The sequence below is a fragment of the Microbacterium thalli genome (assembly GCF_028737325.1).
GTDB lineage: Bacteria > Actinomycetota > Actinomycetes > Actinomycetales > Microbacteriaceae > Microbacterium > Microbacterium thalli.
Genome location: NZ_JAQZCH010000001.1, coordinates 319468 through 345183, shown reverse-complemented (window position 1 = coordinate 345183; position 25716 = coordinate 319468). Strand labels below are relative to the sequence as shown.

The window sequence follows — 25716 nt, the reverse complement described above, 5'->3', positions numbered from 1 at the left end:
CTCAGGCGGGATGCCGCTTGAGCAGCTTCGACGCGACGATCATGGCCCCGCCGAGCACGGCAGGGATGCCGCCGCCGGGATGCACCGATGCACCGACCCGCCAGAGCCAGGGCGTCCGCAGGTCGTGCTGGGCCGGCTGGTGCAGCGGGCCGCTCATCCACAGCGGTCGCGACGCACCGTAGAGCGCTCCGTGCGGTTCCCCGAACGAGCCGAAGTACCGCGGGTCGAGCACCGTCGACTCGGTCATGCGGTCGGTCAGCGGAGCGTCGAGCCCCATCGCACTCGAGATGCGTTCGATCTCGCGCTTCACGAAGGGGTGGTCGAGCGCGTAGCCCTGACCGTCCGCCGGGCTCGTGAGCAGCACGGCGAGGGTGCTGCGGTCGTTCGGGTAGATCTCGCCCGCGCGGTAGTGGTTGACGAACGCCATCGTGTCGGCGGGCTCGTCGCCGGCGGCGAGGCTGCGGTGCAGTGCATCGGGCTTGGTCGGAAGGATGACGCTGTGCGCGGCGATCCGCTCGGGCAACGGCTCGTCGAGCACCCCGTAGATCGCGACGGCCGAGCACGACAGCGACGGCGAACCGGGAGCGAGCCGCCGCCGCCCGAGCAGGTCGTCCAGCCGCGATGCGTCGAGCCCGCTGACGACGACGTCCGCCGCATACGAGCCGCGCTCGGTCGTGACGCGGCCGCGCTCGATGCGCGTGACGCGCTCGCCGGTGCGGGTGTCGACGCCGGCGGCATCCGCCAGCCGCTGCAGCGCGAGCACGATCTCGAACACCCCGCCGCGCGGCACGCAGACGCCGTCGGCCGCCATGACGGCGGGCATGCTCGCGTACAGCGCGGGCGTGCGGGCGGGCGAGACCCCGGCGTTGAGGGTGTGGATCGCGATGATCTCACGCAGCCCCTCGGGCATCCAGGTGAGGCTGTCGAGGTACGCGCGGGTGCTGAGGCGCCGGCCGTAGACGGCGAGCAGCCGCTGCAACGCGGGCAGGGAGGCGCGGTCGAGCGGGTCGGCCACGAGCAGCGCGGCGACGTCGCCGGCGAGCGGGGCGTGCAGGTCGCTGAACCGTTGCCACGCGGCGTGCCAGGGGTGCCCCTCCGGCACGGGCAGAGAGACCTCTTCGCCGCGGTAGTAGTAGCGGCCGACCTCGTCGAGGCGGACGAGGTCGAGCCGACCGGCATCCGGTTGCGCGTCCGCGGGAGAGCCGCCACCCAGGCGACGGAGCAGCTCGTCCCAGACGGCGGGGAAGGTGACGAGCGACGGGCCTGTGTCGATGCGCTCGCCGTCCAGCTCGATGCGCCGGCTCTTCCCGCCCACGGTGCCGGCGGCCTCGAGCAGCGTCACGCGGTGGCCGGCGTGGGCGAGCAGGGCGGATGCCGCGAGGCCCCCGAGGCCCGCGCCGACGACGACGATGCGGCTCACGGGTAGATCCCGAGGAACATGGCCGCGAGCAGCAGCCCGCTCGCGACCGATCCCGCGATGTACGGGAAGGCGACGGACAGCGGGTACAGCTTGCGGCCGGTGGCGGGGCTCGGGCGCAGCAGCATCCACACGACGAGGGTGCCGGCGAGGGCGAGGTTCACGAGGGCGACAGGCACGCTGACGAGCGCGAACAGCACGGTCGAGACGAGCCACCACACCCCGCTCCACAGCGCGGTGCCACGGGGTCCGAGCAGGACGGCGGTCGTGGTGATGCCGGCCTCGCGGTCTTCATCGATGTCCTGCACGGCGTCGTAGGCGTGCTTCGCGACGCTCCAGGCGAGCAGGCCGATGACGGCGGGCCACACCGGCGGCGCCTCGAGGGCGACGGGCAGGATCAGCAGCGGCAGACCGTAGGCGGCGTTGCTCAGCGAGTCGAGGAACGGCCGCGCCTTGAAACGGAGCGGCGGTGCCGAGTAGAAGACGAACACGGCGGCGTAGAGCAGGATCAACGCGACGGCGGGCAGCGGCAGCGCGATGACGAAGTACACGAGGAAGGGGATGTTGGTGATCGCGACCGCCCACGCGATGAGCTTCACCTCGCGCGGCTCGATGCGCGCGCCCTCGATCGAGCCCTTGCGCGGGTTCAGCGCGTCCGTGTCCTGGTCGAAGATGTCGTTCACGCCGTAGATCAGGAGGTTGAACGGCAACGTGAGCCAGATGAGGAGCGGGATCGCCGCGATGTCGATCAGCTGGCCCGTGAGCCACATACCGAGCGCGCCGGTGCCGATCGTGTTGATCCACAGCACGGGCCGCGAGATGTGGACGAGGCGCGCGACGGTCGATGTGTAGCTCGTGATGGCGGCGCTCCTCGGGTCGGGTGTCGTCACTATCTCACCATCGGCCGGATGGTCGTGAATCGGCGACGTCGCCGCGGCGGATGGCGTCGGCCCGGTCGCGGATCGCGGCGATCTCGTCGTCGTCCAGGCGCGCCAGGTTCTTCACCTGCAGCGCCATGCGCCGGTTCTCGGCGAGGGGCTGCTCGTGACGGATGAGGTAGTCCCCATAGAGGGTCGTGAAGGGGCAGGCATCCTCGCCGATCCGTTTCGCCGGGTCGAAGGGACAGGTCTTGCAGTAGGGGCTCATGCGGTCGATGTACTTGCCCGACGCCGCGTAGGGCTTGCTGCCCATGAGGCCGCCGTCGGCGTACTGGCTCATGCCGAGCGTGTTGGGCAGCTCCGCCCATTCGACCGCATCGACGTAGACGGCGAGGTACCAGGCGTGCACCTCGCGCGGGTCGACCCCGAGCAGCATCGCGTAGAGCCCGGTGACCATGAGCCGCTGGATGTGGTGGGCGTACCCGTTCTCGAGGGTGGTGTCGATGGCATCCTTCAGGCACGCCATCGGGGTGTCGCCCGTCCAGTACCAGTCGGGCAGCGGCTCGAACGCCTCGAACGCGTTGCGCTGCAGGTACCCGGGCATCTGCGTCCAGTAGACACCGCGGACGTACTCGCGCCAGCCGAGGATCTGGCGGATGAACCCCTCGACCGCCGGCAGTGGTGCCCGTTCCGCGCGGTAGGCCGCTTCGGCGGCCGCGACGACCTCGCGCGGATGCAGCAGCTTGAGGTTCATCGACGACGACAGGTGCGCATGCCAGAGCCAGGGCTCGCCCGGCCACATCGCGTCCTGCGCGTCGCCGAAGCCCGGCAGCCGCTCTTCGACGAAGAGCTCGAGCGCCTCGAGCGCCTGCGCGCGGGTGACGGGCCACGCGAATGTGTCGAGCGAGCCGGGGTGGTCAGCGAGCTCTCGCTCGACGAGCGCGAGCACGTCGCGGGTGACCTCGTCGGGCGGGAACGTCGCGCGCGGCGGCACGAGCCCCGGCCCCTGCTTCGGGAACGCCTTGCGGTTGTCGGCGTCGTAGTTCCACTGGCCTCCGACGGGCTGGCCCCGGTCGGTCATGAGGATGCCGTGGCGCGTGCGCAGCTCGCGGTAGAAGTACTCCATCCGCAGCGTCGCCCGGCCCGCGGCGTGCTCGGCGAACTCCGCGACGGTGCAGAAGAAGTGCCGGTCGACGCGGATGTCGAGCGGGATGCCGGCGGCATCCGCGGTCTGCTGCAGCGCTTCGCGAACGCGCCACTCGCCGGGCTCGGTCATGACCAGTCCCGCCGGCTGCAACGCGGCGAGGTCGGCGGTGAGCTGGTCGGCGAAGGTGCCCTGGTTCTCCGGGTCGTCGAGCTGCGTGTAGAGGACGGTGTGCCCGGCGTCGCGCTGGTCGGCGGCGAAGTGGCGCATCGCGGCGAGGAACATCGCCGTGCGCGGCTTCGTGCTCCAGACGTGCGTCGACTCCTCGGCGACCTCGGCCATCCAGACGGCATCCTGCGCGGGGTCGAAGTCGTCGAAGCCGCTCGCGTCGGGGTCGAGCTGATCGCCCAGCACGATGACGAGGTTCCGGAGCACGGTGTCAGCGTAGGAACCGCCTTCGACGTTCCCTATCGCTTGTGCGCGGGCCGGCGCTGCGCTAGCCGGCGAGCACGCCAGCCTCGGAGCGGACCAGCCCGCCGAGGAAGCGCGCGATCTCGCCCGGACCGGATGCCGGAGCCGCGGCCTCGACGTCGGGGTTGTAGTTCGTGTTGGTGTTGAGGTCGTAGGTCACGAGGCGGCCGTCGATCGTCTCGACGAACTCGATCCCGGCGATGCGGATGCCGGCGCCGCGCAGGAACTCGCGGTGCTGGAGCACGAGGGGGTGCTCGGCGGTGATCTCCGTGCGCAACGCGAAGGGCGGGAACGCGGGCGCGGCGGCGCCGGGGTCGACGACGCACGCATCGGCCGGGCACAGCTCGAAGGTGCCGGCGCTCGTGTCCACGCGCACGGCGTAGACGAACTCACCGCCGACGTACTCGGCGCGCGTCACGAACGGCTCGCGGGCGAACAGGAACTCCTGGACGAGCGTGATGCCGTCGGGGGATGCCTCGAACGCCGGGCCGTCGACCCAGGCGTCGAACTCGTCGTGCGTGTCCCACCGGCGCACCCCCAAGCCCTTGCCGCCCTGGTTGTGCTTGCTGATGAACGGCACCGGGAACTCGCGGGCGCGGCGCTTCAGGTCGCCCGCGCCGAAGACCGCCACCGTGCGCGGGACGTCCACGCCGGCAGCGCGCAGGGCGGCATGCTGCGCGACCTTGCTGACCTCGAACTCGAGCACGTCGCTGCCTCCGATGACGGTGCGGCCCCACGACTCGAGCCAGCGCAGCACCGCGCGGCCGTACTCCTTCGACTCCGCGTGGTCGCGGGTGTGCGCCGACGCGGACAGTCGCGACCAGAAGACGCCCTGCGGTGGCTCCGACGACAGGTCGATCGAGCCGTCGGTGAGCAGCCACTGCTCGGCGGCGATGCCCTCCGCGGCGAAAGCGGCGGCGAAGGGCGCCCACCACTCCGGGTTCTCGTGGATCACGTACACCTGCGGCGAAGACGACATCCCGTCAGGCTAAGCCGGTCGCGAGCGGGCGGGGGCCGCGTGACGGACCATGACGCCCGGGGGGCCGTGCGGGCCTCGTCGGGTGCGCGGCGTGTGAGGATCGACGGATTCGGCCGGCATCGATGTCGAGAGGGAGCACGCATGCGTTTCGGTTACTGGACCCCCACCTACGGCGGATGGCTGCGCAACGTCGCCGACGAGCGGACGCCCGCGACCTTCGAACACATCGCGCGGATCGCCCGCGCTGCCGAGGACGGCGGCTTCGACGTGACGCTCGTGCCCGAGCTGAACCTCAACGACATCAAGGGCCACGCCGGTCCCGCCCTGGACGCCTGGGCCATCGCGACCGCAACCGCGGCTGTCACCTCGCGCATCGAGATCATGGCCGCGCTGCGTCCGAGCTACCACCCGGTCGCGCTCGCGGCGAAGCAGGCGGCGACGATCCAGGAGATCGCGCAGGGCCGCTTCACGCTCAACGTCGTCTCGGCGTGGTGGGCCGAGGAAGCGCGGCAGTACGGCATCTCGTTCGCCGACCACGACGACCGGTACGCCCTGACGACGGAATACGTCGACGTGCTGCGGGGGCTGTGGTCGCAGACGCCGTTCGATCACGACGGCCGGCACTTCTCGTTCTCGGGCACGCACCTCGAGCCGAAGCCGGCGACGGCGCCGCTCATCTACGCCGGGGGCGAGAGCGAGGCGGGACGCGCCGCGATCGCCGGGTTCGCCGACGCCTACGTCACGCACGGGGGCACCGTCGATGAGCTCGCCACGAAGATCGCCGACATGCGCGCCCGGCGGGAGCGCACGGGGCAGCGACCGTTCCAGCACTTCGGGATGGCGGCGTTCGCTATCGTCCGCGACACCGAGGAAGAGGCGCAGGCCGAGCTGGAGCGCATCACCGACGTCCGCTCGGGTGCGGCCTACGAGTCGTACCAGGACTTCGTGACGAAGTCGCAGCTGGACGTCGAGATCAGCCTGCGCGAGTACTCCGTGTCGAACCGCGGGCTGCGCCCCGAGCTGATCGGCACGCCGCAGCAGGTCGCCGACCGCATCCGCGCTTTCGAGGATGTGGGTGTCGACACGCTGCTGCTGCAGTTCTCGCCGGCACTCGACGAGCTCGAGCGTTTCGCGGAGCAGGTCATCCCGCTCGTGCGCTGAGCCGCCGCAGGAAGCATCCGCGCCGACGTGTCGCGGGCGACGGATACTGGGACCATGTCCCGTGCCGCCGCCACCCCGCCGCCGAAGACCTGCGCGTCGTGCGGGCGCGAGATGCAGTGGCGTGCGAAGTGGGCGAAGAACTGGGACGAGGTGCGGTACTGCTCGGATGCCTGTCGGCGGCGCGGCATCCGTCCCGTCGATGCGCAGCTGACGCAGGCGATCCTCGATCTGCTCGACGCGCGCGCGGCGACCGCGACGATCTGCCCGTCCGAGGCGGCGCGGAAGGTCGGCGGCGAGGAGTGGCGCGACCTCATGGAGCCCGCGCGGCGTGCGGCACGGCGCCTCGTCGCGGACGGCGAGGTCGACATCACGCAGCGGGGCGCGGTCGTCGACCCCTCGACCGCGAAGGGACCGATCCGGATCCGGCGCCGGCAGGCCTAGCCTGCTGCGGGATCGCCGGTGCGGTCGACGGCGTCGAAGTCGGACTCGCGGATGCGCGCGTGGATGCCGCACACGATGTCGACCACCTGCGAGATGTCGAAGTCGGTCGCGGCGCTGAGGTACGCGTAGGCGAGGTGCTCGTCCATGCCCCATCGGGCGCTGATCAGGTCGATCGCCGCGCGGACGCACTTGCGCATCGCCTCGCCGAGGTCGACGTCGAGGCCCGTCGGCACGAGGAACTCGTCGGTGCGCACGAGGGGGCCCGCGACCTCGCCGAACTCGCGCAGCGCCTCCGCACGGGGAATCACGTCGAATCGCAGCGTCGCGCGCAGCGACGCCTCGAGCGCGGTGAGCGCGACCTCGCCGTCGCCCTGCGCGAAGTGCGGGTCGCCGACGTAGGCGAGAGCGCCGGGCACCTGCACCGGAAGGTAGAGGCGAGCGCCCTCGGTGAGGAGGTTGATGTCGAGGTTTCCGCCGTGGACGCCCGGCGGCACCGAGTGCGGGCGCTCGTTCCCGGCGACGGCGACGCCCATCGTGCCGAGGAAGGGGGCGAGGGGGAACGCGACGACGCGGTCGCCGTCGTCGGTCACGGGCAGGGTGCCCATCGGGCCCGCGGCCCGTTCCTCGACGGGGGTGAACACGCTGACGGTGAGCGGCGTGCGGGGCAGCACGCCCACGAGGGCGCCGCGGCCATGGCGGTTCGAGATCACGCCGTACGGCACCCGGGGAACGAGGCGTTCGACGGTGATCCGCAGCAGGTCGCCGGGCTGCGCGCCCTCGACCGCGACCGGACCCGTCACGATGTGGGGGCCGTCGTTCTCGGGGTCGCGCGAGAGGGCCGCGGCGATCGCGACGGCGTCGTCGAGCACGTCGCCGGGATCCACTCCGTGGCGGCCGAAGTAGGCGCGAGGGTCCTTGCCCTGGTCCTCGAGCACACCCTCGTGGCTGACGGTGTCGATCGTGACGGACGACCCGGACCGGATGGTCAGCACGGGGGCGTCCGCGGCGCAGGGCAGCCGGCCCCACATGACGGTGTCGGGCCGCGCCGGCAGGTAGTGGTCGCCGGGCGTCTCGCCGACACCCGGCTGCAGGATCGTCATGCGGCGACCGGCTCGCGCCGCGCCGGCGTGAAGAGTCGCCGGTGGCCGATCACCACGACGACGACGGTCAGCAGCGCCGCGAGCAGCAGCGGAACGGCCGGACCGAACGCGAGGAGGGCCGCGCCCGCGAGAGCCCCGAGGAAGATGATCACGATCGCGCCGAGCCGCCGGTTCCACACCCCCCGGATGCCGCCGTCGACAAGCGACTCGCTCGCGAGCGAGGTGAGCGTCGAGGTCACGACGACCGTCGTCATGTCGGCCACGGCGAGGCTGCGCGCCACCGCGGCCTGCATGCCCATCGCCGCCGCCGTCAGCGTCGAGGCGGTGAGGATGACGGCCTCGGAGTCGGCGGCATCCGGGATCAGGAACATGACGCCGAGCGCGGCGATCACGACCGCGCCGGCCGTGAGCAGACCCGTCACTGCGCCGCCCCACTCCTTGCGGCGCGTGCGCAGGAACATCCCCGCCGCGAACGCCGCGACGGTGAAGGCCGCGAGGGCGATCGCCGGGCCGAGGATCGGCAGGTCGTCGCCGCCGGCGACAGCCATGCCGAGGATGACGATGTTCCCCGTCATGTTGCCGACGAACACCCGGTCGAGGGCGAGATAGCCGACCGCGTCGACGAGACCGGTCACGAAGGTGAGGATCATCAGGGTGTACAGAGCGACCGCATGCTGGGTCGACTCGGCGTCGCGGGGTGTGCGTTTGCGGGCCACAGTCCACCTTCTCGTCCGCGGCCGCTGATCGGCCGATTCGAGTCCGAGGGTAGCGGACGCGCCCCGATTGGTCGGACCACCGCGGCGTGAGTAAGTGTCCCGCTCAGTCTTCGGCGGTGTCGCGTCGGGCGCGCTCGATGACCTCGCGCACCTCGGCGAGGTGGATGCGCATCGCGTACTCGGCTGCGTCGGGGTCGCGCGCGACGAGGGCGGCGAGGATGCGGGCATGGCCCGCGTGCGAGAGGCGGCGGCCGTCGTCGTCGAGGTGCGAGAACACGCGGGCCTCGACCGTCCACGACGCGGTCAGGTCGCCGAGGGCAGCGAGCAGGGGGTTGCCGGTCGCCTGGGCGATGGCGGTGTGGAAGGCGACATCCAGACCGGCGGAGCCTTCGGCGGCGCCGGCGGCGCCGGCGGCGATGCTCGAGCCGGCGTCGCTCACGAGGGTGCGCAGGGCGTCGAGCTGGGCGTCATCGACGCGCGTCGCGGCGAGGCGCACGAGCTGAGGCTCGATGACGGCGCGGAATTCGGCGGAGTTGCGGAACTCGGCCTCGACGTCCTGCATCCGGCCAGCGAGGGTCGCGGCGAGGGGGATCGTGCGACTGACGCGGTTGCCGCTGCCCTGACGGCGTTCGATGAGGCCGATGCCGGCGAGGCGGGTGAGCGCCTCGCGCAGCGCGTTGCGCGAGACGCCGAGCGTCTGCGCGAGCGTGCGCTCGGGCGGCAGTGCGGCGCCCGCGGGCAGGTCGCCCGTGACGATGAGCCGCTCGAGGTGCCGCGCGACGTCATCGGCGACGAGGGCGTGCGTGCGGGGGAGGGGCCCCAGGGTCACTCCGGCGGGATCGGTCACGACGGCCAGTCTTCCACGGAGACGTCGCCGCTGTTCCGAGCGTGTTACGAGCGGCCCCCGGATGTAAAAGGCGCGTTACGGTCCTACCAATTCTCCGAAGCGGCGACGGGATGCCGCTTAGCGTGAGGCCCACCGCGAGCGGATCGGAGCGCTCGCGCTCGAACGAGGAGCACCGTGAAGAGAGCACTGAAGAACCCCGCGCTGCAGATCGGCCTGGCGGCGATCCTCGGCATCGTGTTCGGACTGATCGTCGGCGAGTGGGCCGGCAACCTGAAGTTCGTCGGTGACATCTTCATCCGCCTCATCCAGATGGCGATCGTGCCGCTCGTCATGTCGTCGGTGATCGTGGCGACCGGCGCGCTGAGCGGTGCGGGCATGGGCAAGCTCGCGGCGCGCACCTTCAGTTGGATGCTCGCGTTCTCGGCGGTCGCCGCGGTCGTCGCCTGGCTCATCGGCGTCGTGCTGCAGCCAGGCGCCGGCATCGACTTCTCGGGCGGTGTCGACCCCGCGCTCGAAGAGGCGGCGACCGAATCGGCGGGGTGGCAGCAGACGCTCGTCAACTTCGTCTCGACGAACATCTTCGATGCGATGTCGACCGCGAACATGGTGCCGATCATCGTGTTCTCGCTGCTGTTCGGCGCCGCGCTCAACGTGTACGTCACGACCAGCGGCAACCGCGTGGTGCTGGACTTCTTCGAGCAGATCCAGCAGGTCGTGCTGACGATGATCCGTTTCGTGATGATCATCGCTCCCGTCGGCGTCTTCTGCCTGCTCGCGAACCTCGCCGGCACGATCGGCTTCGACGTCGTCATCGGCGGGCTCGCGTACCTGTCGTCGACGCTGCTCGGCGTCGTCATCCTGCTCGTGCTGTTCGTGCTCGTCGTGTGGATGCGCACCCGGGTGAACATCGGGATGCTGCCCGGCAAGCTGTCGCAGCAGACGATGATCGCCATCACCACCACCAGCTCGGCGGTGACCTACCCCACCGTGCTGAAGACGGCGATCGAGAAGGTCGGCGTCGGCCGCAGCGTCGCGAACTTCACCCTCTCGGTCGGCCTGACCATGGGCTCCTACGGCGCGGTGCTGAACTACATGATCGTCATCATGTTCCTCGCGCAGGCGGGTGGCGTCGCCCTCGACCCCGGCACCGTCGTGCTCGGGATGGCGCTGGCGGTGCTGGTGAACATGGGAACCATCACCGTGCCCGGCGGGTTCCCGGTCGTGGCCATGTTCCTGGCGACGTCGCTCGGGCTGCCCTTCGAGGCGCTCGGACTGCTCATCGCCGTGGACTGGTTCGCGGGCATCTTCCGCACGTTCCTCAACGTCAACGGCGACACCCTGGTCGCGATGCTCGTCGCCGAGGGGAGTGACGATCTGGACCGCGACGTCTACAACGCCCGGACGCCGCGCACCGACGCCGCCGAGCGCCCCGCGCTCGAGACGGCCGACGCCGCGGACTGATCAGCGGTCGCGCGACGCGAGGATCGAGCGGACGAGGCGGGTCGAGCCCGCGACCGCCGCCGGCATCGCGGCGACGGCGCCCAGGGGGACGAGGAAGCAGAGCTGCGTGGCGACGCCGAAGCCGAGGTAGCGGGCGCGGTGCGTTCGCCGCAGGCCTCGTCGCTCGGGGGCGTGGATGCCGCGGGCTGCGAGGGCGCGCGAAGTCAGCTCATCGGCGAGCAGCCACCCGGTGAGGGTGACCGCGGTGACCGACCCGAGGACGCCGCCGACGATCGGCACCAGTCCGACGACGCCCGCCAGCAGCGCGGCCAGCACGCCGCGGGCCACGAGGGCGATCGCGTCGCGGACGGAGCGCCAGAAGCCGCTGTCGCCGTCGGGCACGGGGCCGCCGAGGTCGGTCTCGACCGCACGCCAGATCCGGTCGTAGAAGGGCTCGCCGACCAGCAGCGTCAGAGCGGTGAACGACACGACGACCAGCACGATCGCGCCGCCGAGCAGCGCCGTGCCGGCAGCGATGCGGACGACCGACGCCCACAGGCTCGGCCAGCCGTCCGCGAACGGGGTGATCGTGTCGACGATGTCGGGCAGGAACGCGCTGAGGGCGACGAGGCCGCCGATCAGGACGACGCCGACGATGGCCGCGGGGACGAGGCCCAGCGCCATGGCGCCGGGTCGACGCGACCAGAACGCGAACCCGCGCCCGAGGTCGCCGACGCCCGTGAGGAACGAGCGGATGCCGCCGCGTGCGGCGATCGGGGCAGCGGTGTCGGGCATGAGTTCATCCTGCCCTTCTCGGCGCCGGGGCTACCATCAAGACCGCGCCAACCACAGAATGCGTGCGAACGCCAGGGGTTGTCGATATCGCCACTATTTGGTTGGAGTGATCCGATGACCCATGAGACCAGTGCGCCGCCCGCCGATGAGCGGCCCGGACTGAAGCGTGCCATCGGCACGCCCCTTCTCTTCGCCTTCATCGTCGGTGACACCCTCGGCGCCGGCATCTACACGCTCGTCGGGACGATGGCCAACGATGTCGGCGGTGTCATCTGGCTGCCGCTGCTGATCGCGCTCGTCGTGGCGCTGCTGACGGCCGGTACCTACGCGGAGCTGATCACGAAGTACCCGCACGCCGGCGGTGCGGCCCGCTACGTCGACAAGGCGTTCGGCATCCCGTTCCTGTCGTTCCTCGTCGGCTTCCTGATGATGGCGTCGGGCATCACGACGGCGGCCGCCCTCGCGAACGCGTTCGCGGGCGACTACCTGTCGGCGTTGTTCGACATCCCGCCGATTCCGACCGCGATCGTCTTCATCCTGCTGTTGACGCTCATCAACCTGCGGGGCGTTCGCGAGTCGCTCGGCGCGAACCTCGTGGCGTCGATCATCGAGGTGACCGGTCTGGTCATCGTCATCGTGCTCGCCGCGATGGTGCTGGGCAGTGGCGGCGGTGAGCCCGCGCGCATCTTCGAGTTCGCGCCCGACGTGCCGCCGCTGCAGGGTGCTTTCGCTGCGTCGATCGTCGCGTTCTTCTCGTTCCTCGGGTTCGAGGCGGCCGCGAACATGGCCGAAGAGGTGAAGAACCCGTCACGGTCGTACCCGCGCGCCCTGTTCGGCGCGATCATCACCGCCGCGGTCATCTATCTGCTGATCGCGATCGGCGCCGTCATCGTCGTGCCGCCGACCGAGCTCGCGACCTCGACCGGACCGCTGCTCGAGGTCGTCACCGCGAGTGGCTTCCCCGTGCCGACGTGGCTGTTCAGCCTGATCGCGCTCGTCGCGATCGCCAACGGTGCGCTGCTGTTCATGGTGATGGCGAGCCGCGTCGGCTACGGCCTGGCCGAGGCGGGGCTGCTGCCCCGGGCGTTCGGTCACGTGCTGCCGCGCCGCCGCACCCCGTGGGTGTCGATCCTCGTGGTCGCCGGTGCGACCATCGTGCTGACCGTGCTCGGCGACATCGGCACGCTCGCCGAGACTACGGTGCTCTTGCTGCTGCTGGTCTTCCTCTCGGCGAACGTGAGCGTGCTCGTGCTGAAGAAGGACAAGGTCGAGCACAAGCACTTCTCGGTGCCGCGCGTGGTGCCGGTGCTGGCGATCATAGCCAGCGTCGTGCTGCTGACCCAGCAGACCGGGCCGGTGTGGCTGGCGACGGCCGGATACATCGTCGTCGGCACGGTCCTGTTCTTCATCGCCCGCGCCGGCCGGCGTCGCTCGGAGCGGTCGAAGGCGTCGTTCACGGACTGATCGGACGAGTCGACGACACAGCCGCCGAGCCCCGGGATGACCGGGCCGGCGGCTGTGTCGTGTGCCGGCCGTCAGGGCGCGAGAGTCGAACGGAGCGCCGCCGGGCAGTTCGACGTCGTGGGCGCCGAGCCTGCCGTGCGGCATCCTGGCATGATGCGGACTCTGGCGAGCGCGGTGGAGCGCCATCAAGTGGCGCTGTTCCTGCTGGCGCTCGCCGTCGGGGCCGTCGTCGGTCTCGCGGTGCCTCGGGTGGGCCCGGTGCTGGCACCGGCCGCCACCCCGGTGCTCGGGGTGTTGCTGTTCCTCACGTTCCTCGGGGTGCCGTTCGCGGCGGTGCGTGCGGCGGGGCGCGACATGCGGTTTCTGGGCGTCGTGCTCGTGGTCAATTTCGTCCTGGTTCCCGTCGTCGTCTTCGGGCTGTCGCGCTGGGTCGCGCACGACGACGTGCTCGTGGTCGGGGTGCTGCTCGTGCTGCTCACCCCCTGCGTGGATTACGTGATCGTCTTCGCGGGACTGGCCGGGGGAGCGCGTGAGCGGCTGCTCGCTGTGACGCCGGTGCTGATGGTGCTTCAGCTGGCATTGCTACCGGTGTACCTCGGGCTGATGGTCGGAGGCGCTGGCATCGCGGCGGTCGACCCGGTTCCGTTCGCGGAGGCGTTCGTGTTCCTCATCGTGCTGCCGCTCGGGCTCGCGGTCGTCGTGCAGGCGCTCGCCCGCCGCATGCGCGCCGCGGAACGGTTCGCGGCCGGGGCGCCCGTGGCGATGGTGCCCGTCATGATGCTCACGCTCGGGCTGGTCGTGGCTTCGCAGATCGCGGCGGTGGGGTCGGCGGCGCGCGAGCTCGTGGCCGTGGTGCCGGTGTTCGTCGCGTTCGTCCCGATCGCGGCGGTCGTGGGAGCGGTGGCCGCCCGCTTCGCGAGGCTGGATGTCCCGTCCCGGCGGACGATCGTGTTCAGCGGGGTGACCCGGAACTCGCTCGTCGTGCTGCCGCTCGCGCTCGCGCTGCCGGAACGGTTCGGGCTCGTTCCCCTGATCGTGGTGACGCAGACCCTGGTGGAGCTGATCGCCATGCCGCTGCTCGTCGCCGTCGTGCCGCGTGTGGTTCGCGGTACCCAGCGGCGATAGCGCGGGGGCGCTCGCGGCGCTCGCGGCGCTTGCGGCGCTCGCGACAGGTCGAAGCGGCCCCGGAGAAGCTGTCTGCGCCGACGTGCGAACACGCGCACCTCACTCTGCCCGAGACCGAAACCGAGACCGAGCCCGAAATCCAGACCGAGACGGAGACGGAGATCGAAGACGAGGAGTCAGAAGGGTGGCGGTTCGTCGAACGGGTCGCCCATTCCCGCGCCCGGCGGTGGGTCGGGTTCGGGTGTGAAGCAGACGGCGGGGATGGGTACGTCTTCGCGGTAGGTCCGGCCGCTCGGTGAGGTCCATTCGAGGACCCCGCCTCCGAGTTGTGTGACGTTCCAGTTGGTGAATTGCTTCATCGAGTGGTGTCGTTGGCAGAGGTGGGCGAGGTTGTAGATGTGGGTGTGCCCACCCAACGCGTGGTCGATCGTGTGATCGAGTTCGCAGCGGATCGCAGCGCGACGGCATCCCGGGAACCGGCAGTGCTGGTCGCGAGCTTGGAGCAGCCGTCGCATGGATGCCGTGGGCCGGTAGGTGTCGGTTTCGACCGGGGTGCGGGTGATCGGGTCGATGAACAGCCGGTCCCACGATGAGGTCTGCCCGGCGAGTTCGCGGGCGGTGTCGGCGTCGATGAGTCCGGTGCCGACGGCTTCGGCGGGCCCATGGTCGGTTCCGGTGAGGGTGTTCGCGGTGACGACGACCTGCACCCGCGCGCGGATCGCTCCCAGGGGGCCTGGCGCGTCGGTGCCGTACGTCGGATCCACCGCCGGAGCGCCGGACAGGACGAGGTCAGCAAGCGCGTCGGCGCGGAGCTGATCCATCGTGCGGGTGTCGGGCCCCTCGGTAGCGGCCCCGGTTGCGGCTGCGTCGCCGAACGCCACCCCCGCTGCACCCGCACCCGCACCCGTCGCAGCATCCGCCCGCGCGGTCGCTCCCGCCCCCGCGGCATCCGTTCCCGCTGCTTGGGCGTCCTTCACGGACTGGCCCATCTGCGTGAGCCGGTCGAGCATCCCTGCGGCGATCACGGTGGGCAGGGTCGCGATCAGGTCCGACATCCCGTCCGCCCCGGGGAGCATCCGCACACACCGGCTGGCGGCGGCGTCCCGGTGCCGCTGGGTGAACTCGCGCGGGTGCATCCGCTCCGCCAACGCTCTCAGCGGCTCGCGTACGCGCACCGCAATGTCCCGCTGGCAGATGTCGATCGCCGCTTCCTCGAACGCGGGTCGAACCTCCGCCGGCACCACCGTCCCGGCCTTCACGATCACCTCTACGTGATCCCGGGTGATCCGCCGGGTCGCCCAGGCCGCGAACACCGCCGGGTAGTCGTCGACGATCGTCATCGCGTGGTCCATGTCGTGCTGCAACCGCCGATCCGACCGGCCCGCGAGTCCCGCGGCCCTGCAGCGACGGACCGCAACTCCATGTCGGACGCCATGCCCCGCACCCCACCGACGTGTGCGACGCGCAACGCCGACCGCCCGACCTCAGCCAATGCCCGAACGAGCGCGACATCCCCCGCGTGCGCAGCATCCAATGCCTCGGCGAACGCACCGAGCGCACCGGCATGAGGACTCAACCCCACCCCGTCGCCACCGCTCGTCGTTGCCATATGTCCATGATGGCGCGGACCACCGACATCCGGACCGTCGCCGGGGGTCTTCGTGGAGAACTCGTCGCCCGCCGCCGATGTGCAGGAAACACGGCGGACGCAGGGGAGTGCTCCTCCCCAGAACCGGCTCGCGAATTCTTCTCCACCGTTGCCTGTCAAGCGGGTGCGCGCGAACCATCACCGCGGCACGATCTCAGCATGAGCGAGGAAGACGACGACCAGACCCGCCACGAGTTCCGCGATGTCGTGAACATGGCGCCCGCCGAGCTGGAGAAGTGGCTCGACAGCGACGAATCCCACAGCGTGGGGCAGAAGGACGGGGGCGGCGAATCGACGGGTCACCAGTCGGGCCGACGCATCGTCGACCTGCTGCGCACGAAGAAGGACGACCTGACGGAGTCCGATGTGCAGCACATGCGCAAGGTCGTCGGATACGTGCGCCGGCACCTCGCGCAGCGCCCGTCGGGTGACATCACCGAGACGCCGTGGCGCTACTCGCTGATGAACTGGGGCCACGACCCCGCGAAGGGATGACCGTCGGTGCGCCGGACCGGCGGGAGAATGGTGGGGTGAGCATTCCCGCCGCCTCCGGCCTGACCGAGCTGCCCGACCCCCGCTACGTCCTGGTGGGCGAAGACGGACACCGCATCGCAACCTATTCATGGGGTGAGGACGATCGTCCGACGGTCGTACTGGTGCACGGCTTCGCCTCGAACACGAAGGACAACTGGGTCTCGACGGGGTGGGTCCGAGATCTGCAGCGCGAGGGGTTCCGTGTGCTCGGACTGGATCAGCGCGGGCACGGCGCGAGCGACAAGCCGCATCGCCCCCAGGACTACGACCTGCACCAGCTCGCCTCGGACGTCGAAGCGGTGCTCGACACCTACCTCGTCGACACCGCCGCCTACGTCGGCTATTCGCTCGGCGCCCGCGTCGGCTGGGAGGTGCTGCAGGACTTCTCGTCGCGCATCACCCGCGGTGTGCTCGGCGGCGTGCCCGACGGCATCCCGCTCGCTCGGCTCGACATCGACCAGGTGCGCGCCCTCGTCGAGGACGGCACGCCGGTCACCGACCCGGTGACGCAGAACTACGTGCGCCTCACCGAACGGGTCCCCGGCAACGACCTGCGCGCCCTGCTTGCGATCGCCGGCGGGATGCGCGCGTCGGGCACCGTTGACCCCGACCCCGAGCACGCACCGGGCCAGCCGGTGCTCTTCGCGACGGGCTCGCTCGACGGGATCATCGAAGGCTCGAAGGCACTCGCTGCGGCGACACCGCAGGGCCGCTTCGTCGAGATCCCGGATCGCCACCACTTCAACGCTCCCGGCTCGCGGGTGTTCCGGCAGACGGCGATCGAGTTCCTCACCGAGGCCTGAGCTCAGCGAGCCCCGTCCCAGCGAGCCCCGTCCCACCGAGCCCCGTCTCAGCGAGCCCCGTCCCACCAGCCCGCCTCACGAGGATGCCGCGCGCAGCGCGTCGCCCATCCATCGGTCGTAGGCGGCCCACGGATCGGATGCCGCTGCGCGCAGGCCATCGATGTGCGTCTCGAGCTCGCCGGTGAGAGTGAACCACTCGCCGCCCTCGCGAAGGGCGCCGAACTCGCGATGCCGAGCCTGTTCGACCGCTCGGCCTCCCCGCTCGAACGCCAGCAGCTCGTCGTGACGGATGGCAGCGAGCCGTTGCTTCGGCCGCGTGCTGGTGCCGATCTTCACGCGGGCGTCGTACCGCAGGTAGTAGACCACCGCGACGACCGGCCGCGGCAGGTCGGCATCGGGGGCGTCGCCGAGCCGCCACCCGCACCGGACGCAGCACCACGACGCGGATGCCGCCGAGCGCTCGCCCTCGCGCGCGCCGCAGACGCGGCACGGGAACGGCATCGCTCCGACGAGGGTGGGCACCCCGCCAGCATGACCGCTGCCTGCGACATCCGTCATCACCATGTCCGCCCGCGACGGATGGCCTCCCCGCGGGCCGGCTCAGCGAGACAGCATGTAGCGGAGGGTCACCGCTCCGCCGTCGGCATCCATCGTCACGATCGCCTCGACATCGATCCCGTCGACCGTGACGGTCGGAAGCGCCGCGGTGTGAGCCTCACCGGGAGCCGACCGGCTGGCGTCGCCCAGCTCGGACTCGAGCGCCGCGATCTCGTCCTCGGACCATCCCCACGCGGCGCCGCGATTCCGCAGCTCTGCTGTGATCGTCCGCCAGGAACCGCTCGCGGCGGGCTCCACGTCGACACGGGTCACGCGGCCGGCCGCGGTGGCGAGCGCGAAATCGTCCACCCCGCCGAACGAGAACGTGCCGGTCGACCCGGCGACGTTCAGCTCGATCGGCACGAGCGGCTCGATCGGGTGCTCGCCGTCCGGGTCGAGCCCGAGGTCGGTCGCGGCGGTGTCACCGTCGAGATGGACGGTCGCGACGCCCTGCCGCGTGAAGAAATCGACGCCGGCCCGGTCGAACCGCGACTGTCCGTCGTCGAGCTGCTGATCGGCCGACGGTGCCGGATCGGTCTCGGTCCACCAGGAGTTCGCCATGGCCCAGGCCGCGAAGCCGGCCGCGGCGCAGATCACCACCACGACCGCGATGGTCACGACGGTCAGGGTGACGTCCTTGCGCCGGCGGCGCTGCTGCGGTGAGCTCACCTCCCGCGGCTGAGGCGGCGCTGGGGTGGGGGCCATGGATCCTGGATACCAGCCGCCCGCCGGCAGCGCCAGGGTCCGACCGCGGCGCCGCGCCCGCGGGTGACGCCAGCCCGTCGGCCGACGTCGCCCGCGGAGAAGAGGCATCAGACCGTGACGACGATCTTGCCGCGCGTGTGGCCCTCTTCGAGACGCGCGTATGCGGCGGCGGCGTCGTCGAGCGGGAAGGTCTCGGCGACCTCGACCCGCAACGAGCCGTCGGCGGCGAGCTGCGCGAGCTCCGCGAGCTGAGCGACGTTCGGGCGCACCCAGATGTAGTTGCCGCCGAACTCGGATGCCGCCCGCGGGTCGGCGATCGACGTCACGACCCCGCCCTCGCGCAGGACCTCGGCGGTCGAGTCGAGGGAACCGCCGCCGGCGAAGTCGAGCACGACGTCGACGCCTTCGGGCGCGAGCGCGCGGACCCGCTCCGCGAGGCCGTCGCCGTAGGTCACGGGCTCGGCGCCGAGCTCGCGGAGGTAGTCGTGGTTGCGCTCCGAGGCGGTTCCGATGACGCGCGCGCCGCGCAGGCGAGCGAGCTGGATGCCGAACGAGCCCACACCGCCGGCCGCGCCGTGGATGAGGACCGTGGCGCCCTCGCCGACCCCCGACCGTTCGATCGACTGAAGTGCGGTGAGGCCGGTCAGCGGGATCGCCGCCGCTTCGGTGAAGCCGAGGTTCTCGGGCTTGCGGGTGGCGGTGCGCACCGGAACCGCCATGTACTCGGCGACCGAGCCCCCGCTGACGAGGTCGGCCCGTGCGTAGGCGAGGATCTCGTCGCCGACCTGGAACTCCGGGGTGTCGAGTCCGGTCTTCTCGACGACACCCGCGACATCCCAGCCGGGGACGGCGGGCAGGTGCGTGTCGATCAGTCCCTGCAGGTAGCCCTCGCGGACCTTGTAGTCGACCGGGTTCAGCCCGGCTGCGACCACTCGCACCACGAGCGTGTCGGGTCCGATGTGGGGCATGTCTCGTTCGGTGATCTCGAAGCGGTCGTTGCCGCCGAACTCGGAATACGTCAGTGCCTTCATACCGGTCGGCAACGTCGTCCCGCCCCGGAGGATTCCCCGGGGCGACCCGAACGGCCGGCACGCCGAGCCGGACGCGTAGAATCGGGTGATCCCGTTCTGATCAGCGAGAGTTCCGCCGTGTCCGCAGCATCCGCCGTCCGCACCTTCGAAGTGCGGCATGTCCAGCTCGCGCGCGCCCTGTTCGCCGCCGTCGCCGCGGTGATGATCACGTTCTCGCCCGATCACTCGGCCGCCGTCGGGATGTCGGTCTTCAGCGGATACGCGACCGCAACCGCGGTCATCTTCCTGGTCAGCGCCTGGCTCGTGCACCCCGCGGGCCGCCGCGCGGTGCCGATCGCCCTCGGGGCGATCACGCTGGTGGCCGCGATCCTCGGCGGCATCCCGGTGCTCCGCACGCCCGTCGGCTTCTTCGCGGTGGTGATCGGCTGGGCCGCGGTGAGCGGCGCCGTCGAGCTTGTGTCGGGCATCCGCGGTCGCCGCACCCAGCCCGCCGCTCGCGACGAGATCCTCATCGGTGCGGTCACCCTCGCGCTCGTCGCGGGACTGCTGCTGGTCAACCCGGCGTACAGCCTCGAGTACTTCATCGCCGAGGCGGGGGGCGCGTTCACCCTGACCGGCATCACGATCGGCGTCGGCCTCTTCGGCGGTTACGCCGCGATCGTCGCCGTGTTCCTCGGCATCGCCGGGTTCTCGCCGCGTCGCGATGAGCACGCCTCGACCGTCGCCGCGTCGCCGGCGGCATCCGCACCGTCCACCCCGTCGAACCCGGAGGTCGCATCGTGAGCGGCGAACACCCCACCCGCCGCGAACTCATGCGCCCCGTCCAGCTCGTCGGGCTCGCCTTCGCGGCCGCCGTCTTCTCGGGCGTCATCACGCTCGTGTCGATGGGGGCGTTCCAGTCGATCCCGCAAGAGGATGCCGCCCGCGCCGTCGTCGTGGCCCTCATCGTCGCCGGCGTCGCCTTCATCGCGACGCTGCTGATCATCGCGCTGCTGATGCTCGCGGTCGATCCCGCTCAGGTGAACAAGAGCGTCGACCGCCCCGTGCTGTACCCCGAGGAGTCCGAGACGCCCGACGACCCGGCGACCGGCCCCTCGCGCCCGCAGCACTGAGCCCGTCCGCGCGGCGGCGTTCTCGCTGTCAGGCAGCCTCAGGCGGCGTCAGCCCAGGCGGGACACCAGGTCGTCGGCCAGCCCGGCGTAGGTCGCGGGGGTCAGGGCGAGCAGGCGCTCCTTCGCGGCGTCGCCGATGTCGAGGCCGCGCACGAACTCGGCGAGCTCGGGAGCGCCGACGCGGCGACCGCGCGTGAGATCCTTCAGCAGCGCGTAGGGGTCGGTGATGCGCGAGCGACCCGCGGCGATCTCGGCGCGCACGACCGTCTGGATCGCCTCGGCGAGCACCTCCCAGTTGGCGTCGAGGTCGGCCAGCAGCACGTCGCGCGAGAGCGAGATCTCCGTCAGGCCGCGCTGCAGGTTGTCGAGGGCCAGCAGTGAGTGACCGAACGCGACGCCGATGTTGCGCTGCGTCGTCGAGTCGGTCAGGTCGCGCTGCATCCGGCTCGTGACGAGCGTCGAGGCGAGGGTCGCGAACAGTCCGCCCGAGATCTCGAGGTTGGCCTCGGCGTTCTCGAAGCGGATCGGGTTGATCTTGTGCGGCATCGTCGACGACCCGGTCGCGCCGGCGACGGGGATCTGGGCGAAGAACCCGAGCGAGATGTAGGTCCAGACGTCGGTCGCGAGGTTGTGCAGGATGCCGCCGGCGTGACGCACCCGGTCGTAGAGCTCGACCTGCCAGTCGTGCGACTCGATCTGCGTCGTCAGCACGTTGAAGTCGATCCCCAGCCCCTCGATGAAGGTGCGCGAGAGCTCGGGCCAGTCGACATCCGGTTCCGCGGCCAGGTGGGCCGACCAGGTGCCGGTCGCGCCGGAGAACTTCGCGAGGTACTCGCCGCCCTCGATCTGCTTCGTCACGCGCGCGAGGCGCCAGGCGAACACGGCGATCTCTTTGCCCATGGTCGACGGGGTCGCGGGCTGGCCGTGCGTGCGCGAGAGCATCGGGGCGTCGCGGTGCTGGCGCGCGAGCTCGCCGAGGGCAGCGGTCACGGCGTGCAGCTTGGGCAGCCAGACGTTCTCGACGGCACGCTTGACCGTTAGGGCGTACGAAGCCGAGTTGATGTCCTCGCTCGTGCAGGCGAAGTGGGTCAGCTCGGCGATCGCGTCGAGGCCGAGGGCCGACAGTCGGTCGCGCACGAGGTACTCGACGGCCTTCACGTCGTGACGCGTGACGGCTTCCTTCGCCCCGAGCCAGTCGATCTCCGCCTGCCCGAATTCGCGGTACAGGCCGCGCAGCTGCGTCTTCTGCTCGTCCGACAGCGGGGCGCTGCCGAAGAGCGAGCGGTCGGTCAGCGCGATGATCCACTCGACCTCCACCTCGACGCGGGCGCGGTTGAGGCCGGCCTCGGACAGGTAGTCGGCGAGCGAGCCGACCGTGGCGGCGTAGCGTCCGTCGAGGGGGCTGAGGGGCTGCGGGGGCAGAGAGGTCACGAGGCTCCGATCGGTGAAAACGGGCGCTCAGGACGTGGTGCGGATGGCGGGTTCGAGCTGCCGGAAGAGCGCCCGGCTCGCGTCCTCGATCATAGCGAGCACCTCGTCGAACATCCCGGCGTCGCCGTAGTACGGGTCGGGCACGTCGAGGTCGCCGCCCGCGTGCGGGTCGTACGTCATCAGCAGACCCAGCTTGTCGGTGTCGGCGGTCGTGCGGGCCCAGTTCGACAGCACCCGCTCGTGCGACCGGTCGAGCGCGACGACCAGGTCGGAGCGGTCGAAGTCGGCCAACGTGAACCGTCGCGCGCGGTGCCGCCCGCCGTCGTAGCCGCGACGTTCGAGCGCGGCCAGGGTGCGCGTGTCGGCGGGCTCGCCGACGTGCCAGTCGCCGGTTCCCGCGCTCGCCGAGACGATGCGGTCCGACAGGCCCGCCTGGTCGACGAACCAGCGGAAGACGACATCAGCCATGGGTGAGCGGCAGATGTTGCCGGTGCAGACGAACATGACGCGGAAGGGGTCGTCGCGTCGGGTCACCGTCCCATTCTGGAGGATGGAGCCCGTCCTGCACAGGCGCAGCTTGCGCGCCGGTTGTCCCCGACCGGGCGCCGGGCCACTCCAACCGGACCGCGCGGGCGCCAGCCTGGGGTCATGCGGCCGCATTCCTCCCTCGAACGCTCCCATCGACACGATTCCCCGGATGCCGTCCACACCGGCGTCCCGGGTGGCTCCGCGCATCCCGCGGCCGACGTGGCGGTGATGCAGGCCCTCGCCGTCGCGCGCGAGCGATTGGGGCGTGCGCGGGACGACCTCGTCACCGTGCGCCGACGCGGCGGCTCCCTCCAGCAGCGCACCGCGTGGTCGGCCCGCGCCGCCGACGACTACCGGGAGCGGCTGCGGCGCTGGCTCGAGCGACTCGACGACGCCGCTCGGCGCATCGACGCGGTCGATGACGAGCTGCGATACGTCCAGGCGCGTGAGGCCGCGGTGCGGGGCACCCCGTGAGCGACGGCGGTGCGGTGGACATCCGTGACGGCGGCGTGGTGGCGGTCGACACCGCCGAGCTGCGGGCAGCGGCATCCGATCTCGGCGGGCTCGCGGCCGCGTGCGAGGTCGTCCGCGGCGAGGTCGACCGGGTTGTCGTCGGGCTCACCGCCCACGCCGCGAGCGCCTGGAGCGCCGTTGACCTCGCAGTCGGGCTGGCGCGTGCGGTGGATGGCGTCCTCGACGAGACGCGAGCCGAGGCGGAGGAGCTGGCGCGAGCCCTCGACGGAGCGGCCGACGTCTACGAGATCGTCGAGCTCGAGGCCGCGGCGCGTGCGGCGACGCTCGCCGATGACCAGCGATCGCTGCCGCTGATGACGCGACGGCTCGCCGAAGCGCGCTCGCGGATGCCGGATGCCGCTGCCGAGGCCGACCTGCTGCTGGCGGCCTGGCCGCTCACCCGTCACGGTCCGCTGCACAGTCAGATCGGCCTGGCCGCGACGCCGCTCGGCGCGGGGGGCGGCGTCGTGGTGGCGGCGAGCGGTCTCGCGCTGACGGTGATCGCCGCCCTGGGCCGGGGGAGCGTGCCGCGCTCCGATCGCCTGTCGGGCGCACCGGTGCCCGTCAGCATCGCGCCCCACGCCGCCGCGGCGGCATCCGGGCCGCGGACCCTAGCGACTCTGGCCGAGCGGATGCCGCGCGGCGACGATCAGCTGCGGGTCGAGCGGTACCCGCAACCAGGCGGAGGCAACCACTTCGCCGTATTCGTCGCGGGCACGCGTTCGCCCCTCGGCTTCGGCGGCTCGGAACCGCTCGACATGACCTCGAACGTGCAGCTCTACAGCGGCGCACGCTCGGCGTCCTACGACGCCGTGATCGCCGCGCTCCGCGACGCCGGCGCTCGCCCCGGCGACGAGGTGCTGGCCATCGGCCACTCGCAGGGAGGCGCGATCACCTCGCGGTTGGCGACCGACAGCCCCTTCACCGTGGTGGGCAACGTCACCTTCGGCTCACCGGTGCAGGTCGCGGCCCCGGCACATACGACCGAGGTCACCGTACGCCACACCGACGATCCGATCCCCGCTCTGCAGGCCGGGGGCCATCCGGTCGCGGTGGGCGGTCCGGCGAGCTTCGTCGCCGAGCGGGTCGCCGACCCCGGCGCGGGCATCGGCGACCTCGCGCTCGGCGCGCACGCGATGGATGCCTACGGCGAGACCGCCGCGCTCGTCGACGGGTCCGACGACCCGCGGGTGAGCGCATTGCACGAGCTGCTGTCCGAGTTCGCGGGCGACGCTCCCGCCGTCGTCACCACGTATGAGGTGCGACGGCCGGAATGAGCGCGGGCGGGTCAGCGGCGGTCGCGCTCGCGATCGCGGCGCGGGCGGAACAGGATGCCGGCGACCCAGTTGATGAGGGCGATGACGATCGCGGCGAGAACGGCGAGCCAGAAGCCGCCGATGCGCAGACCCCAGTCCCAGCCCGAGGTCACCCAGCCGGTGAGCCACAGCAGGAAGCCGTTGATGATGAACGAGATGAGGCCGAGGGTCAGGATGTAGAGCGGAAAAGCCAGCAGCTTCAGCACGGTGCCGACGAGGGCGTTCACGAGTCCGAAGATCAACGCGATGAGCAGCAGCGTGAGCACCAGCTGCAGGTCGTCGCCGGGGGCGAAGGGGACCACCTCGACCTGCAGGGCCGGGATGAGCGTCACGATCCAGATCGCGAACGCGTTGACGATCAGGCGGATGAACAGGCTCATGATGCCGTCAGTCTCCCACGCGAGGCCGCGTACGTCATGCGTCCGAAACGACGTCCTCCGTAGACTCGCAGGGTGACCGACCTGCCCGTGCGCATCCGACCCGAGATCGCGGCGCTGCCCGCCTACCGCCAGGGCCGCCAGGCCGCTGCCGACGCCTTCAAGCTGTCGAGCAATGAGAACCCGTTCGATCCGCTGCCCGGCGTGGTCGAGGCCGTGCGCGCGGCGACGACCTTCAACCGCTACCCCGACGCCTCGGCAGCGCGGCTGCGTGCCCGCCTCGCCGACCGGTACGCGGTCGCCCCCGACGGTGTGCACGTCGCAGCCGGCTCGGTGTCGATCCTCTACCAGCTCGCGTCGGCGACGAGCGGACCCGGCGACGAGATCATGTTTGCCTGGCGCTCGTTCGAGGCCTACCCGGGCCTCGCCGCCGTGGCGGGGGCGACCGCCGTGATGGTGCCGCTGACCGCCGAGTCCGGTCACGACCTCGACGCGATGGCGGATGCCGTCACCGACCGCACGCGCATGATCATCGTCTGCAGCCCGAACAACCCGACGGGGCCGGTGGTGTCGCAGGCCGCGTTCGACGCGTTCGTCGCCCGGGTGCCGCGCGACGTGCTGATCGTGCTCGACGAGGCGTACGCCGAGTTCGTGACCGATCCGGATGCCGTCACCGGCGCCGCCGTGCTCGCCGCGGGCCACGCCAACGTCGTCATCCTGCGCACGTTCTCGAAGGCGTACGGTCTGGCTGGACTGCGCGTCGGATACGCGATCGGAGACCACCGCATCCTCGACGCGGCCCGCAGCACCGGCATCCCGCTGTCGGTCACTGCCCAGGCCGAAGAGGCGGCGCTCGCGAGCCTCGACGCCGAGGACGAGCTTCTCGACCGCGTCCGCCACATCGCCGCGCGTCGCGATGCGCTCGCCGACCGGCTGCGCGAGGCGGGCTGGGACGTCCCCGTCGCGCAGGGCAACTTCGTCTGGCTGCCCGCGGGCGAGCGGGCGCTCGAGATCGCCGAGGCCTTCGACGCGGCGGGGCTGATCGTCCGCGCCTTCGCCGGCGACGGCGTCCGCATCTCGATCGGCGAAGAGGAGTCGGTCGAGCGGATCGTCGCCGCGGCGGCATCCGCGCTGCGCTGACGG

Annotated in this window: 27 protein-coding genes; 12 read left to right on the top strand and 15 right to left on the bottom strand. The window is 71.4% G+C overall.

Annotated elements, in window-relative coordinates; all coding sequences use genetic code 11:
- Position 1 precedes the first annotated feature (1 nt).
- The 4 genes from PUW82_RS01830 to PUW82_RS01815 form a co-directional block, all read right to left on the bottom strand.
- Positions 2–1420 (bottom strand): phytoene desaturase family protein, encoded by a 1419-nt coding sequence (locus PUW82_RS01830; protein ID WP_274220638.1) that lies wholly within the window; start codon positions 1418–1420, stop codon positions 2–4.
- The gene (locus PUW82_RS01825) at positions 1417–2307 is read right to left on the bottom strand and encodes a UbiA family prenyltransferase (RefSeq protein WP_274220637.1); all 891 of its coding nucleotides are present in this window, start codon (positions 2305–2307) and stop codon (positions 1417–1419) included. The genes PUW82_RS01830 and PUW82_RS01825 overlap by 4 nt, the downstream gene beginning before the upstream one ends.
- A gap of 4 nt (positions 2308–2311) precedes the next feature.
- Positions 2312–3874 carry a cryptochrome/photolyase family protein gene (locus tag PUW82_RS01820; RefSeq protein ID WP_274220636.1) on the bottom strand — a complete coding sequence of 521 codons (1563 nt, stop codon included), beginning with the start codon at positions 3872–3874 and terminating at the stop codon, positions 2312–2314.
- 61 nt (positions 3875–3935) lie between these two features.
- On the bottom strand, positions 3936–4889 hold the full coding sequence (locus PUW82_RS01815; RefSeq protein WP_274220635.1) for an ATP-grasp domain-containing protein: 954 nt from the start codon (positions 4887–4889) through the stop codon (positions 3936–3938).
- A 141-nt stretch (positions 4890–5030) separates the two neighbouring features.
- Here PUW82_RS01815 and PUW82_RS01810 point away from each other — a divergent pair, with 141 nt between their 5' ends.
- Complete coding sequence (locus PUW82_RS01810; protein ID WP_274220634.1) at positions 5031–6050, top strand: LLM class flavin-dependent oxidoreductase; 1020 nt, start codon at positions 5031–5033, stop codon at positions 6048–6050.
- Positions 6051–6104: 54 nt separating this feature from the next.
- Entirely contained in the window at positions 6105–6491 is a 387-nt protein-coding gene (locus PUW82_RS01805; RefSeq protein ID WP_274220633.1) for a DUF2256 and DUF3253 domain-containing protein, read from the top strand.
- On the opposite strand, the gene PUW82_RS01800 is transcribed toward PUW82_RS01805, so the two are convergent.
- The 3 genes from PUW82_RS01800 to PUW82_RS01790 all read right to left on the bottom strand — a co-directional run bounded on the left by PUW82_RS01800 (position 6488) and on the right by PUW82_RS01790 (position 9154).
- The gene (locus tag PUW82_RS01800; protein ID WP_274220632.1) at positions 6488–7591 is read right to left on the bottom strand and encodes an acetamidase/formamidase family protein; all 1104 of its coding nucleotides are present in this window, start codon (positions 7589–7591) and stop codon (positions 6488–6490) included. The genes PUW82_RS01805 and PUW82_RS01800 overlap by 4 nt on opposite strands.
- The gene (locus PUW82_RS01795; protein ID WP_274220631.1) at positions 7588–8307 is read right to left on the bottom strand and encodes a YoaK family protein; all 720 of its coding nucleotides are present in this window, start codon (positions 8305–8307) and stop codon (positions 7588–7590) included. The genes PUW82_RS01800 and PUW82_RS01795 overlap by 4 nt, the downstream gene beginning before the upstream one ends.
- A 103-nt stretch (positions 8308–8410) precedes the next feature.
- Complete coding sequence (locus PUW82_RS01790) at positions 8411–9154, bottom strand: FadR/GntR family transcriptional regulator (protein ID WP_274220630.1); 744 nt, start codon at positions 9152–9154, stop codon at positions 8411–8413.
- A 174-nt stretch (positions 9155–9328) separates the two neighbouring features.
- Between PUW82_RS01790 and PUW82_RS01785 the strand changes: the two genes are divergently transcribed.
- On the top strand, positions 9329–10615 hold the full coding sequence (locus tag PUW82_RS01785; RefSeq protein ID WP_274220629.1) for a dicarboxylate/amino acid:cation symporter: 1287 nt from the start codon (positions 9329–9331) through the stop codon (positions 10613–10615).
- Here the strand turns inward: PUW82_RS01785 and PUW82_RS01780 are convergent, their stop codons facing one another.
- Positions 10616–11389 carry an EI24 domain-containing protein gene (locus tag PUW82_RS01780; RefSeq protein WP_274220628.1) on the bottom strand — a complete coding sequence of 258 codons (774 nt, stop codon included), beginning with the start codon at positions 11387–11389 and terminating at the stop codon, positions 10616–10618.
- 114 nt (positions 11390–11503) lie between these two features.
- On the opposite strand from PUW82_RS01780, the gene PUW82_RS01775 reads away from it, so the two are divergent.
- Both PUW82_RS01775 and PUW82_RS01770 read left to right on the top strand, forming a co-directional pair.
- A complete protein-coding gene (locus tag PUW82_RS01775; RefSeq protein ID WP_274220627.1) occupies positions 11504–12853 on the top strand; it encodes an APC family permease in 1350 nt (449 codons plus the stop codon).
- A gap of 153 nt (positions 12854–13006) precedes the next feature.
- Complete coding sequence (locus tag PUW82_RS01770) at positions 13007–13978, top strand: bile acid:sodium symporter (protein ID WP_274220626.1); 972 nt, start codon at positions 13007–13009, stop codon at positions 13976–13978.
- A gap of 176 nt (positions 13979–14154) precedes the next feature.
- On the opposite strand, the gene PUW82_RS01765 is transcribed toward PUW82_RS01770, so the two are convergent.
- Positions 14155–15342 carry an HNH endonuclease gene (locus PUW82_RS01765; RefSeq protein ID WP_274220625.1) on the bottom strand — a complete coding sequence of 396 codons (1188 nt, stop codon included), beginning with the start codon at positions 15340–15342 and terminating at the stop codon, positions 14155–14157.
- Positions 15343–15785: 443 nt separating this feature from the next.
- Between PUW82_RS01765 and PUW82_RS01760 the strand changes: the two genes are divergently transcribed.
- Entirely contained in the window at positions 15786–16121 is a 336-nt protein-coding gene (locus PUW82_RS01760; protein WP_274220624.1) for a DUF3140 domain-containing protein, read from the top strand.
- A 35-nt stretch (positions 16122–16156) separates the two neighbouring features.
- Complete coding sequence (locus tag PUW82_RS01755) at positions 16157–16963, top strand: alpha/beta fold hydrolase (protein ID WP_274220623.1); 807 nt, start codon at positions 16157–16159, stop codon at positions 16961–16963.
- A 75-nt stretch (positions 16964–17038) separates the two neighbouring features.
- On the opposite strand, the gene PUW82_RS01750 is transcribed toward PUW82_RS01755, so the two are convergent.
- The 3 genes from PUW82_RS01750 to PUW82_RS01740 form a co-directional block, all read right to left on the bottom strand.
- Positions 17039–17485, bottom strand: coding sequence for a GIY-YIG nuclease family protein (locus PUW82_RS01750; protein WP_274220622.1), 447 nt, complete (start codon positions 17483–17485; stop codon positions 17039–17041).
- Between the two features lie 78 nt (positions 17486–17563).
- Positions 17564–18265, bottom strand: coding sequence for a hypothetical protein (locus tag PUW82_RS01745; RefSeq protein WP_274220621.1), 702 nt, complete (start codon positions 18263–18265; stop codon positions 17564–17566).
- A 107-nt stretch (positions 18266–18372) separates the two neighbouring features.
- Positions 18373–19296 carry an NADP-dependent oxidoreductase gene (locus tag PUW82_RS01740; protein ID WP_274220620.1) on the bottom strand — a complete coding sequence of 308 codons (924 nt, stop codon included), beginning with the start codon at positions 19294–19296 and terminating at the stop codon, positions 18373–18375.
- Positions 19297–19413: 117 nt separating this feature from the next.
- Between PUW82_RS01740 and PUW82_RS01735 the strand changes: the two genes are divergently transcribed.
- A complete protein-coding gene (locus tag PUW82_RS01735) occupies positions 19414–20079 on the top strand; it encodes an acyl-CoA synthetase (protein WP_274220619.1) in 666 nt (221 codons plus the stop codon).
- Positions 20076–20408, top strand: coding sequence for an amino acid transporter (locus tag PUW82_RS01730; RefSeq protein WP_274220618.1), 333 nt, complete (start codon positions 20076–20078; stop codon positions 20406–20408). Before PUW82_RS01735 ends, PUW82_RS01730 begins: the two co-directional genes overlap by 4 nt.
- A 48-nt stretch (positions 20409–20456) precedes the next feature.
- On the opposite strand, the gene purB is transcribed toward PUW82_RS01730, so the two are convergent.
- Positions 20457–21839 (bottom strand): adenylosuccinate lyase, encoded by a 1383-nt coding sequence (gene purB, locus PUW82_RS01725; protein WP_274220617.1) that lies wholly within the window; start codon positions 21837–21839, stop codon positions 20457–20459.
- A gap of 27 nt (positions 21840–21866) precedes the next feature.
- On the bottom strand, positions 21867–22343 hold the full coding sequence (locus tag PUW82_RS01720) for a low molecular weight protein-tyrosine-phosphatase (RefSeq protein ID WP_274221726.1): 477 nt from the start codon (positions 22341–22343) through the stop codon (positions 21867–21869).
- 144 nt (positions 22344–22487) lie between these two features.
- Between PUW82_RS01720 and PUW82_RS01715 the strand changes: the two genes are divergently transcribed.
- Both PUW82_RS01715 and PUW82_RS01710 read left to right on the top strand, forming a co-directional pair.
- Positions 22488–22841, top strand: coding sequence for a hypothetical protein (locus PUW82_RS01715; RefSeq protein WP_274220616.1), 354 nt, complete (start codon positions 22488–22490; stop codon positions 22839–22841).
- Positions 22838–24157: an alpha/beta hydrolase family protein gene (locus PUW82_RS01710; protein WP_274220615.1), complete on the top strand. Its 1320-nt coding sequence runs from the start codon at positions 22838–22840 to the stop codon at positions 24155–24157. Before PUW82_RS01715 ends, PUW82_RS01710 begins: the two co-directional genes overlap by 4 nt.
- Before the next feature lie 11 nt (positions 24158–24168).
- Here the strand turns inward: PUW82_RS01710 and PUW82_RS01705 are convergent, their stop codons facing one another.
- Complete coding sequence (locus PUW82_RS01705; RefSeq protein WP_274220614.1) at positions 24169–24576, bottom strand: phage holin family protein; 408 nt, start codon at positions 24574–24576, stop codon at positions 24169–24171.
- A 72-nt stretch (positions 24577–24648) separates the two neighbouring features.
- On the opposite strand from PUW82_RS01705, the gene PUW82_RS01700 reads away from it, so the two are divergent.
- Positions 24649–25713: a histidinol-phosphate transaminase gene (locus PUW82_RS01700; protein ID WP_274220613.1), complete on the top strand. Its 1065-nt coding sequence runs from the start codon at positions 24649–24651 to the stop codon at positions 25711–25713.
- Positions 25714–25716: the final 3 nt, after the last annotated feature.